General features: G+C 63.9%; 11 protein-coding genes. 7 read left to right on the forward strand and 4 right to left on the reverse strand.

Annotated elements, in window-relative coordinates:
* Positions 1–8: 8 nt before the first annotated feature.
* From rpsR to IPF76_RS11685, 3 genes are all read right to left on the reverse strand, one after another.
* Complete coding sequence (rpsR, locus tag IPF76_RS11675; RefSeq protein WP_088440322.1) at positions 9–233, reverse strand: 30S ribosomal protein S18; 225 nt, start codon at positions 231–233, stop codon at positions 9–11.
* Positions 234–244: 11 nt separating this feature from the next.
* Positions 245–613 (reverse strand): 30S ribosomal protein S6, encoded by a 369-nt coding sequence (gene rpsF, locus IPF76_RS11680; RefSeq protein WP_293843975.1) that lies wholly within the window; start codon positions 611–613, stop codon positions 245–247.
* Between the two features lie 154 nt (positions 614–767).
* The gene (locus tag IPF76_RS11685; protein WP_293843978.1) at positions 768–2,156 is read right to left on the reverse strand and encodes a Mur ligase family protein; all 1,389 of its coding nucleotides are present in this window, start codon (positions 2,154–2,156) and stop codon (positions 768–770) included.
* A 211-nt stretch (positions 2,157–2,367) separates the two neighbouring features.
* Here IPF76_RS11685 and IPF76_RS11690 point away from each other — a divergent pair, with 211 nt between their 5' ends.
* The 4 genes from IPF76_RS11690 to IPF76_RS11705 are packed head-to-tail and all read left to right on the forward strand — an operon-like array spanning position 2,368 to position 5,514.
* Entirely contained in the window at positions 2,368–3,195 is an 828-nt protein-coding gene (locus tag IPF76_RS11690; RefSeq protein ID WP_293843981.1) for an LD-carboxypeptidase, read from the forward strand.
* A 43-nt stretch (positions 3,196–3,238) separates the two neighbouring features.
* Entirely contained in the window at positions 3,239–4,177 is a 939-nt protein-coding gene (fabD, locus tag IPF76_RS11695; protein WP_293843984.1) for an ACP S-malonyltransferase, read from the forward strand.
* Between the two features lie 22 nt (positions 4,178–4,199).
* The gene (gene fabG, locus IPF76_RS11700) at positions 4,200–4,940 is read left to right on the forward strand and encodes a 3-oxoacyl-[acyl-carrier-protein] reductase (RefSeq protein WP_293843986.1); all 741 of its coding nucleotides are present in this window, start codon (positions 4,200–4,202) and stop codon (positions 4,938–4,940) included.
* Positions 4,941–4,974: 34 nt separating this feature from the next.
* A complete protein-coding gene (locus IPF76_RS11705) occupies positions 4,975–5,514 on the forward strand; it encodes a hypothetical protein (protein ID WP_293843989.1) in 540 nt (179 codons plus the stop codon).
* Positions 5,515–5,646: 132 nt separating this feature from the next.
* Here the strand turns inward: IPF76_RS11705 and IPF76_RS11710 are convergent, their stop codons facing one another.
* Positions 5,647–7,725 carry a TonB-dependent receptor gene (locus IPF76_RS11710; protein ID WP_293843991.1) on the reverse strand — a complete coding sequence of 693 codons (2,079 nt, stop codon included), beginning with the start codon at positions 7,723–7,725 and terminating at the stop codon, positions 5,647–5,649.
* A gap of 192 nt (positions 7,726–7,917) precedes the next feature.
* Here IPF76_RS11710 and IPF76_RS11715 point away from each other — a divergent pair, with 192 nt between their 5' ends.
* The 3 genes from IPF76_RS11715 to IPF76_RS11725 are packed head-to-tail and all read left to right on the forward strand — an operon-like array spanning position 7,918 to position 10,441.
* Positions 7,918–8,898, forward strand: a complete 981-nt coding sequence (locus IPF76_RS11715; RefSeq protein WP_293843993.1) for a cysteine synthase A — start codon at positions 7,918–7,920, stop codon at positions 8,896–8,898.
* Entirely contained in the window at positions 8,895–9,281 is a 387-nt protein-coding gene (locus tag IPF76_RS11720; RefSeq protein WP_293843995.1) for a hypothetical protein, read from the forward strand. Before IPF76_RS11715 ends, IPF76_RS11720 begins: the two co-directional genes overlap by 4 nt.
* A gap of 23 nt (positions 9,282–9,304) precedes the next feature.
* Positions 9,305–10,441, forward strand: coding sequence for a hypothetical protein (locus tag IPF76_RS11725; RefSeq protein WP_293843997.1), 1,137 nt, complete (start codon positions 9,305–9,307; stop codon positions 10,439–10,441).
* Positions 10,442–10,602 lie beyond the last annotated feature (161 nt).

Raw genomic sequence — 10,602 nt, forward strand, 5'->3', positions numbered from 1 at the left:
AGCCCTCCTTACTTCACAATGTAGGGCAGCAGGCCGATGTGGCGCGAGCGTTTGATCGCTTTTGCCAGCTCACGCTGCTTTTTGGCGGACACCGCGGTAATCCGCGACGGGACGATCTTGCCACGCTCCGACAGGTAACCCTGGAGCAGACGAACGTCCTTGTAATCGATGACCGGTGCGTCCTTCGCAGTGAAGGGGCAAGTCTTGCGGCGGCGGAAAAAGGGTCGTGCCATGTTCGTTATCCTTATTCTTCGCCGTCGCGGTCACGGCCGCCACGGCCGCCCCGACGTTCCTGCTTGCGCATCATGACCGACGGGCCTTTTTCGAGTTCGTCGACCTTGATCGTCATCCAGCGGATGATGTCTTCGCTGATCGCCGCCTGACGCTCGATCTCGGCGATCGCTTCGCCTGACACTTCGGCCGACAGCATCACATAATGACCCTTACGGTTCTTCTGGATCTTGTAAGCGAGTTGCTTCAGCCCCCAGGTTTCGGTCTTGTGGACCTCGCCCTTAAATTCGGTGACGATGTTGGTGACGGTTTCCGCCAGCGCGTCGACCTGAGCCTGGCTCAGGTCCTGACGCGCGATAAAAACATGCTCGTAGAACGGCATGATGCGCTTCCTTCGATTTGGCCGATCGCTGACCTGCGCCAATCGCAGGCCCCTCCGGCTGTCGTCTCGCCTTGCGATTCGGTGCAAAGCAAACGGGGCGATGGCTCAAAGCCTCGCCCCGATGCGGCGGCCTATACAGATTCGCGTGCGGAAATCAAGCGCGCGCGGCCAGCTTTCCCAGCAGTTCCAACCCGAATTCGGTGAGCGTGTCGTCACGCGCGCCTAGGATCAGGATGCGGTCGCCCGCTTTTGCCTCGTCGAGCATGGCCGCGCCGCAATTGGCTCTGGTCGTCAGGTGGACGCCATCGCCGCCGCACGCGACGATATCGGCGACCAGCGTCTCGCTGCCGATGCTGCGATCGACGGTGCCGCCGAAATAGACGGGGTCGCAAACAAAAAGCTTGTCGCCGTCGCGCATCCCCTTGGCAAAGCTCGCCGCGAGTTCTTTGCCCATCTGGCGCAGCGGGCCGTAGCCGTGCGGCTGGAAGAACAGCAGGGCGCGGCCCGGCAGTTCGGCGACGGCACCAAGCGTGGCGGCGACCTTGTCGGGATTGTGCGCGAAATCGTCGATCACGGTGACCCCCCCCGCTTGTCCGAGCACTTCGTAGCGGCGCGCGAGACCGGTGAAATCGGCAAGCGCGGCGACCGATCGGGCAACGGGAATATTGACCGCGTGTGCCGCCGCGATCGCAGCGAGGGCGTTCATCGCATTGTGGCGGCCGGGCATCCGCAGTTGCACCGCGTGGCGGTCGCCCGCGAACCTGACGCTGAAACGGCAACCGTCAGGCAAGGCTTCGAAATCGCCGCCGCGGATCGCAGCGGCGGCGCCAAACCCAAAACGCACGACATTGTCGCCAGTGAGCAGCGGCGCCGATTCGGGATCGTCGGAGTTGATCACCGCGATGCGCGATTTCGCCGCGAAATCGGCGAACAATTCGTGAAGTTCGGCAAGGCTTTTGTGATCGAGGCTGATGTTGGTGACGACCGCAACATCGGGGTCGTAGAGCGCAATCGAACCGTCGCTCTCATCGACCTCGCTGACGTAGGTCTCCGCATCGCCCACCAGCGCGCTCGCAAATGGCAGATCATCGTTGGCGAAATTGCGCATGACCGCGCCGTTCATCACCGTTGGTTTGCGGCCCGCGCTTTCGAGGATCCAGCCGATCATGCCGGTGACGGTTGACTTGCCGCTCGTCCCGCCGACGCCGATCGCCTTGTTGGCGGCGTTGAACAGCGCGGCGTTGAGATCGGCACGGGTCATACGCGAAAGGCCGAGTGCGTTGGCTGCGGCGATGTCGGGGACGCTATCTTCCACCGCTGCCGAGGCGACAAGGACCTGTCCGGCTTTGGGGCCGCTGCCGTCCTGCGGAAAAAAAGCTATGCCATGCCGTTCGAGCCAGGAGAATTTGCACGGTGAGCGTCCCTGATCGCGGCTGCGGTCCGATCCCGCGACGCTGGCGCCGCGAGCAGCGACGATTATCGCCAGCGGCAACATGCCCGATCCGCCGATGCCGCAGAAGAAATAGGATTTGTTTTCCGACATGACGGCGCGATATGGCGTCTCGTAAGCAATGGCAACACTCCCTCTTCCGTCGGGAGAAGGTTGCGCAGACTTGGTGCGAAGCGCCTAATCGTAGTTGGGTGAGGGGATCAGCGGTGGCTTGGAAATCTGGCGGCAGACACCCTCATCCAACGTCGCCTGGCCGGCAAGCTGGCAAGGCTACGTTTCCTCCTCCCATGGGGACAAGGTTTTGATGCGTATCGGGATTGTTGCTCCCTCGACTTCCATAATGCCCGACGACGCCGAGGCCGTGCGCGCACTCGCCAGTCTTGGCTATCCCGATGTTGACCTGGTATTTGACCCGCAGTGCTTTGCCACCCACGGCCATTTCGCGGGCGAGGACGGGCATCGCTTTGCCGCGCTGGTGGAGATGGCGAACCGTCCCGATATCGACGCGATCTGGTTTGCGCGCGGCGGCTATGGCGCGTGCCGCATCGCCGAGGATGCGGTCGCGGCGATGACCGACGTCGCGCGGGCCAAGGCGTTCCTGGGCTATTCGGATCAGGGCAATCTGCTCGGCGCGCTCTATCGCGACGGTTTTGACCATGTCGCGCATGGGCCGATGGTCGCCGATATTCGCCGCGACGGCGGCGATGCCGCGGTGCTGCGCGCGCTCGACTGGTTGGTCGCGCGCGATCCGGGGGCGTGCGAGGGGGGATTGCAGCATGGTGCGCGTCATGCGGCGTTCAACCTGATGACGTTGTCGATGCTGCTGGGCACCCCGCTCGAACCTGACCTCTCGGGGCATGTGCTGCTCATCGAGGAGGTGAGCGAATATCTCTACGCCTTTGACCGGGCCTTTTTTCATGTCGCGACGTATCTGGGTCCGCGTGGGCTGGCGGGGCTGCGGCTCGGGCGGGTCAGCGACATTCGCGAAAATGATCGGCCGTTTGGGATCGAGGCTGAGACGATCGCGCAGAGCTGGTGCGCGCGGTGCGACATTCCCTATCTTGGCCGCGCCGATATTGGCCATGATGCGGACAACAAGGTCGTTCCCTTCGGCTTGCATCGCGCCGGGTGAGGGAATAGGCGCGGCACCTTTCGAAGACGATGAGGAATTTGTCATGCGCGCATTCATCTTTCCGGGTCAGGGCAGCCAGGCGGTCGGTATGGGCAAGGCGCTCGCCGACGCGTCGCCGGTGGCGCGCGAGGTGTTTCAGGAGGTCGACGACGCGCTGGGGCAAAAGCTGTTCCGGCTGATGACCGACGGACCGGAAGACCAGCTGGTCCTGACCGAAAATGCCCAGCCCGCGATCATGGCGAACGCGATCGCGACGCTGCGCGTGCTCGAAAAAGAAGGTGGCGTGACGCTGGCGGCAAGGGCCGACTATGTCGCGGGCCACAGCCTGGGCGAATATAGCGCGCTCTGCGCTGCTGGCGCGTTCGACCTCGCCACGACCGCGCGGCTGCTCAAGACGCGCGGGCAGGCGATGCAGGCGGCGGTGCCCGTCGGCATCGGTGCGATGGCGGCGCTGCTGGGCGCCGATATCGAGACCGCGCAGAAACTCGCTGACGCGGCGGCTGAGGGCGAAATCTGCACCGTTGCCAACGACAATGACCCCTCGCAGGTTGTGATCTCGGGCCACAAAGGCGCGGTCGAGCGCGCAGTCGCGCTGGTGAAAGAATATGGCATCAAGCGCGGTGTGCTGCTGCCGGTGTCGGCGCCGTTCCACTGCCCGCTGATGCAGCCCGCCGCCGACGCTATGGCCGAGGCACTCGGCGCCAACCCGCCCGCCGCGCCGCTGGTTCCCGTGGTAGCTAATGTCACCGCCAGCCCGGTGAGCGACGCAAACACGATCCGCGAACTGCTGGTCCAGCAAGTCACCGGGCGCGTCCGCTGGCGTGAAAGCATCGGCGCGATGGAGGATGTCGGGGTGATGCATTTTGTCGAATTCGGCGGCAAGGTGCTGTCGCCGATGGTCAAGCGCAGCGCTTCGGGCGAGGTCGAGACGGTGAGCGTGATTTCGATGGACGACATCGAAGCGCTGCTGAAAACACTCTAAGCTCAAAATTCAGGAGAATAACATGTTCGATCTCACCGGCATGACTGCCCTCGTCACTGGCGCTTCGGGCGGCATCGGTTCGGCGATTGCGCAGGCGCTGGCGGCACAGGGCGCGCGGCTGGCGGTGTCGGGGTCCAACGCCGACAAGCTGACCGCCTTTCGCGACACGCTCGGCGGCGATCATGTCGCTCTGCCTTGCAATCTTGGCGATGCCGCCGCAGTCGATGCGCTGGTGCCGTCGGCGGTCGAGGCGCTCGGCAAACTCGACATCCTCGTCAACAACGCCGGCGTCACGCGCGACAATTTGATCATGCGGATGAAGGACGAGGAGTGGATGGACGTCATCCGCATCAACCTCGAGGCCAATTTCCGTCTCGCCCGCGCTGCCGCCAAGCCGATGATGAAGGCGCGCTTCGGCCGCATCATCTCGATCACCAGCGTCGTTGGCGCCACCGGCAATCCGGGGCAGGCCAATTATGCCGCGTCGAAGGCGGGGGTCACCGGCATGACCAAGGCGCTGGCGCAGGAACTGGCAAGTCGCGGCGTAACCGCGAACTGCGTCGCGCCGGGCTTCATCGCTACTGCGATGACCGACGACCTGCCCGACGCGCAGAAGGAAGCGCTGAACCAGCGCATCCCGGCGGGGCGGATGGGTGAGGGCAGCGATATTGCCGCTGCGGTCGTCTATCTGGCGTCGAAAGAGGCTGGATATGTCACGGGTCAGACATTGCATGTGAACGGCGGGATGGCCATGCTGTCCTGAAGGATCGCGCGGTGACGGTGAAGGGAATATCTGCATGTTGAAGGGATTGATCGCGGGCGCTGCGCTGGCAATCACGGCACTGCCGACGATCGTCACGGCGCAGGAAGGCGCGAAGCTCGATTGCGCCGTGTCGGCGGTCGCCGCCGACACCAAGGCGTCGATCGGCGCGGCGATGGCGGGCGCGGGTGATGACGCGTCGCGCGAGGCGCTGTTCAAGCAGCTTGCGACGATAACCGAGGGCTGCGTTGCCACGCACGGCATCGCCGAAGCACAGAAGTCCGCCTATTTCGACTACAGCCTCGCACGCATTTCGCGCGAGTGGCTGGTCGGCGACATCGCCAAGCTCAACCTGCCAGCGGCAATCGTCGACAAGGCGCTCGATTTTGGCCCTACTGGTGCCAATCCCGACCTGTCGAGCGACATGTCTGAAGACCAGATCATGACGATCGTTCAGGCTTATATCGACAGCGGTGTCGACATCGAAAAGATTGATGACGCGGCGTGGGAAAAGGTCGGCGCTTATGCGGCGGCGACTTCGATTTACTGGAACAAGCGCAAATCGTTGCCATTTTGACGATCGATTAGGGAGATGCCTCCCGCCCGTCTCGTCATTGCGAGCGAAGCCAAGCAATCCAGATCGGTTACCGCCTGCTCTGGAACATTGATTCGCTCCGCGCAACGACGAGGTTTTATTCAAGCTTGTTGGTCAAAAGCTTGCGCGCGCCGTGATCCGAATATCGCGGCCGGCTAACGGCACATAATCCTTGGTAAAGCTGGCGTGGCGCCGTGCGTTGACGTCGAAGATATTGTTCGCTGCCAGCGACAGCGTCAAATTTTTCGTATCGGGCAGCGGACGCCAGCTGATGGACGCGTTGACCAGTGTGAAACCCTTGGTCGGCGTTTCGAACGCGGCGATACGGGTCTGGTCATCGGTCCATTCTACCTCGGCGCGCGCGTCGATGCGTTCGCCTTGTGCCTCCAGCCCGCCCAATATGCGCAGCGGCGGGATCCGCGGTACGTTCCCGTCGATGCCGGCACCCTTGATTTTCGCACGAGTCATATCGGCCGTGGCATCGGCGACGATGTTGAAACCGCCGATCTGGGCAATTGGTGCAGCGGCTTCGAATTCGAACCCCCAAGTGCGCGCCTTGTTCTGCAGGAACTGAAACAACGGCAGATCATCCTCGATCAGCCCCGTGTCGCTTTCATAGATGAAGCCGTCGAACCAGCTCGCATAGCCGGTCAGCGCCAGCGAATAGCCGTCGCGATTGAATTTGAGCGAGGCTTCGCCGCCCCAACTCGTTTCCTTGTCGAAATCGGGATTGCCGCGTTCGAAGGTCTGCGTCGCGGCATGCGGTCCGTCTGAGAGCAATTCTTCTGCGGAAGGCGCGCGTTCGCTGTGCGAAACCGAAACCGCCGCCTTGATGCCGTCGGCAAGCGCATAGCTGAAACCACCGGCGCCGGAAAAGGCGTTGAACGTCCGGTCGAACCCCGTGCTGCTCGCCTTGACGTTCGATTTTTCAAACCGAAGCGCGCCTTCGAGGGTCAGCGGCCCCATTTCCTTTTCCTGAAGTGTGAAGGCGGCAAGGCGGGTGGTCTCGTTGGGCGGCAGGAAGGCTTCGTCGCCGATCGCGGCGAAGTCGCGGAAGCTGTATTGTAGCCCGCTCGCGCCGCGCCAGCCGCCACGGTCGTTCTGCGCCAGCTCGGTGCGGAACTCGATCCCCTTGTTGAGGAAGGTCGTGCCGGGAACGCCGTCGTCGAACTCGGTGTGGGCATAATCGCCATAGGCGCCGCGGATGCGCAGCTTTTCGAATAGGCCGTCGCCCAGATCGACCTCGCCGCGCAGATCGACGCGGTACTGGCGCGACGAAATCGTCGGTTCTTCGCCCAGGTCGGCGCGCGGCGGGATTCCATAATCGCTTTCGAGATAACCGAACGACAGGCCCAGCATGCCGCCGTCGTTGATATAGGCAGCGCCAACGCCGGCACTGGTGCTGGTGCTCGCGCTATTGGGAATGCGGCCGCGGCTGCCCGCGGCGCTGGTCAGGCGCGCGGCTTCGTCGGCGTCTCCGTCGGCGGCGGCATCGGCAGCGAGGCCCCGCAAGTGCTGACGCAGTGGTTCGGCATAGATCAGCCCACCTGCGCGGACATCATTGGAATCGCGATAATTGCCATCGACATGGACAACAAACTGTTGCCCCAGCGGAACATCGATCGAGGCGCCCACGCTCTTGTCATCGGCGGCGCTGCCGTAGCTGGCGAGCGCGTCAACATGGAACGGCTCTTCGGGGATGGTGCGCGGGATGCGACGGTCGAAGACATTGACCGCGCCGCCGATCGCCTGGCTGCTGAACAGCAGCACTGACGGGCCGCGCAGGACTTCGATGCGCTCGGCGGTCAACGGATCGATGCTGACGCCATGATCCGCCGAGGTCGAAGAAGCGTCGATTGCGCCGAGCCCATCGACGAGCACACTCACCCGTTCACCCGAAAAGCCACGCAGGATCGGGCGCGAAGCGCCGGGCGAAAAGCTACTCGTCGACACGCCGGGCAGACGCGTCAGGCTGTCGCCAATCTGACCGCGAATATCCTGCGCCAGCTGTTCGCCCTCCATCACCGACACATTGCCCAGGATATCGAGGCTGCGAACAAAGGGCGCCGTTACCACGATGGGCTGGTCGGTGTGATAATCGTCGTCGCCCGTTTGCGGCGCCTTCTCTTGTGCGATGGCGGGAGGGGCGAGAAAGATAGCGAGAGTAAAACCGGCGGTGCAAAGCAAACGCATTTGGGAGAGTCCTGTTCTATGACGACCTGTACGCGTTCCCGTAATGATATACTGTCACAGTGACAACCCCCGCCGGAGGAAACGCACTGCCGTTCGTCGGAGGAGGGCGCCTGTTGGTCGACAAAGACTGATCTTTGCTGGCGCAAGCGAAGCTGTCTTGCGAGGCCGGGGGCGCGGCCCTAGATCATGGGCATGACTATTGCTGCAAACAGCCTCGATCTGATCGGCAACACTCCGCTGGTGCTGCTGAAGGGGCCGAGCGAAGCCACCGGCTGCGAAATCTGGGGCAAGTGCGAATATGCCAACCCCGGCGGGTCGGTGAAGGACCGCGCCGCGCTCTATATCGTCCGCGACGCCGAAGCGAACGGCAGCCTTAAACCTGGCGGCACGATCGTTGAGGGCACCGCGGGCAACACCGGCATCGGGCTGGCGCTCGTCGGTAATGCGCTGGGGTATAAGACGATCATCGTCATGCCGGATAACCAGAGCGCCGAGAAAATGGCGACGATCCGCGCGCTAGGCGCCGAATTAGTGCTCGTCCCGCCGGCGCCTTTCGCCAATCCGGGCCATTTCGTCCACACCTCGCGCCGCATCGCCGAGGAAACCGACAATGCAGTCTGGGCCAACCAGTTCGACAATATCGCCAATCGCAAATCGCATGTGATGGGGACGGCCGAGGAAATCTGGGAGCAGATGGAGGGGCGGATCGATGGCTTCACTTGTGCGGCAGGGACCGGCGGCACGATCGCAGGGACCGGGCTGGGGCTGAAGGCGCATAATCCCGACATCGTGATTGCGCTGACCGACCCGCATGGTGCGGGGCTCTATAATTATTACCAGTGCGGCGAATTGAAGGCCGAAGGCAGCAGTGTCGCCGAAGGGATCGGCCAGAACCGCATCACCGCCAATCTCGACGGCGCGCCGATCGACACCCAGTTCCGCATTTCGGATGCCGAGGGACTGGCGGTAGTCCGCGCGCTGCTTGATGACGAGGGGCTATGCCTGGGGCTGTCATCGGGAATCAATGTCGCTGGAGCGATGGCGCTGGCGCGGCAATTGGGGCCGGGCAAGCGCATCGCAACCATCTTGTGCGACAGTGGGTTTCGCTATCTCTCGACGCTCTACAATCCCGAGTGGCTGGCGAGCAAAGGGCTGTTGGAGGCCGCAGCATGACCGATATGCGGATCGACAAAAAAGCGCCGCCGGTGGCGCCGGTCCCGGCCCCTGTCAACGATACGATGCGGCGGTTGCAGATTGGCATCGCGGGGGTGCTGACGGTGTTGTTGCTCGTCGGCATGGCCGGGCTGATCGGCGACCGTGCCCGCGAAAATGTCGAGAGCGACGCTGCGGCTTCGACCGAAATCAAGATGCCCGGCGAAGAGCAGGGGAGCGGCGCACCGCTTGAAGAATTGGGGGTTCAACCGGTGTCCCCGTCGTCGAAGGACGAAAACGCCGCGACGGCGGTAAAGGTACCGCAGGCGGCGCCGTCGTCCGCGACCGTACCCGATCTGGAACCCGATCCTACTCTTCAGCGCGCGCGCAAATCTAACCCGTAATGCATGCGCCGCGCCGCCCGTTGGTGCGCGCTGCCTCGATTGCCGCGCTCGCGTTGCTGCTGGCGTGGATTGGCGGCGGGCAGGCGCTGCTCGGTCGCATTGACCCCGCGCTCGCGCTGCCTATCCTCGCGCTGCCGATGATCCTGCTCGCGTTCTGGCACCGCGGTGAAGGGGCGGCGTTGCGATGGTCCACGCTGTTCACGGCGCTCGCTCTCCTGGCGGTCGCGCAAGCGCTGCTCGCGCTCGTCCTGGCGCGTTCAGCGGATTGGCCACAACTGGCGCTGGTCTTTGTGTCGGGCGCGGCGTCGGGACGGGTTGCCGACCGGCTTGTGCAGTGGCGTCCGCGTGCGCGATGGCTACCGCGGCTCGCAGGACTCGCGCTCGCGATCGGCTGGTTCGCGGCGGGACATATGCTACTCGCGTCGCTGTATCGCCCCGCCGCCGCGTCAGCCGACGCACCTGCGGCAACGATGCTCACCGGCCTGCCGCTGCGCTGGTTGGGCAGCGGCGACATCGCGAATATCATCGCGGACAGGACGGGGGATGATCCGGCACTGGTCCAGCTCGAGGCGATGGGGCCGGTGTTGCTGATCGACAGTCTGGTCGATCATGGGGTGCCGCGGGGCGGCACGTTGCTGATCGCGCACCCGCGCGCGCTGGCGCCGCAGGAACTGGTGGCGATCGACGCCCTTGTCCGCAACGGTGGCAGGGCGGTGGTGTTGGCCGATGCGCTGTCGGGCTGGCCCGCGCCGCACCCGCTCGGCGACCCGCGCAATCCGCCGGTGACCAGCCTGCTGACGCCACTGCTCGATCATTGGGGAGTGACGCTTGGCGCAGCGCCGACCGACGACAATGAGGCGTCCGCGGCTGATGTGAATGGCGCGCGGCTGCGCCTGGCGAGCGCGGGAGCGTTTGAGCGCCTGCCGCCGACGTGCCAGACCTTTACCGGTCGCCGCGTTGCCCAATGCGGGATCGGCGCGGGCGAGGCATGGCTGGTGGGCGACGCCGACTTGCTGTTCGCGCCCTCTTGGTCGCCGCCGGTACCGGGCGCATATCATCTGCGGCGGGCCGACACGATCGAATGGTTGGCGGCGCGGCTGTGGCCCGGCGCTGGAGTCGCAATTCTGCAACCGCTGTGGATTCGCCCCCGCGCCGATTGAGGCGTCCTTTTTCACCCCATTTTGACGCAATTCGGCTGCGCCGCGCGGACACCTGAAGTCGTGCAGGCCGCGTTTCGACCGCTTATTTGGTCATTTTGCGGCAAATAGGGGTTAGATTCCCTATTTCACCCTAAATTACCCCTTTTCACCCCGATCTATAG

Origin of the sequence: Sphingopyxis sp., from assembly GCF_016704835.1 — a bacterium.
GTDB lineage: Bacteria > Pseudomonadota > Alphaproteobacteria > Sphingomonadales > Sphingomonadaceae > Sphingopyxis.

Bases quoted from the DNA above. Each gene is read 5' to 3' on its own strand.
- fabD (WP_293843984.1), top strand. From the start codon at position 3,239: ATGCGCGCATTCATCTTTCCGGGTCAGGGCAGCCAGGCGGTCGGTATG.
- IPF76_RS11685 (WP_293843978.1), bottom strand. From the start codon at position 2,156: ATGTCGGAAAACAAATCCTATTTCTTCTGCGGCATCGGCGGATCGGGC.
- IPF76_RS11690 (WP_293843981.1), top strand. From the start codon at position 2,368: ATGCGTATCGGGATTGTTGCTCCCTCGACTTCCATAATGCCCGACGAC.
- fabG (WP_293843986.1), top strand. From the start codon at position 4,200: ATGTTCGATCTCACCGGCATGACTGCCCTCGTCACTGGCGCTTCGGGC.
- rpsR (WP_088440322.1), bottom strand. From the start codon at position 233: ATGGCACGACCCTTTTTCCGCCGCCGCAAGACTTGCCCCTTCACTGCG.
- IPF76_RS11710 (WP_293843991.1), bottom strand. From the start codon at position 7,725: ATGCGTTTGCTTTGCACCGCCGGTTTTACTCTCGCTATCTTTCTCGCC.
- IPF76_RS11715 (WP_293843993.1), top strand. From the start codon at position 7,918: ATGACTATTGCTGCAAACAGCCTCGATCTGATCGGCAACACTCCGCTG.
- IPF76_RS11720 (WP_293843995.1), top strand. From the start codon at position 8,895: ATGACCGATATGCGGATCGACAAAAAAGCGCCGCCGGTGGCGCCGGTC.
- rpsF (WP_293843975.1), bottom strand. From the start codon at position 613: ATGCCGTTCTACGAGCATGTTTTTATCGCGCGTCAGGACCTGAGCCAG.
- IPF76_RS11705 (WP_293843989.1), top strand. From the start codon at position 4,975: ATGTTGAAGGGATTGATCGCGGGCGCTGCGCTGGCAATCACGGCACTG.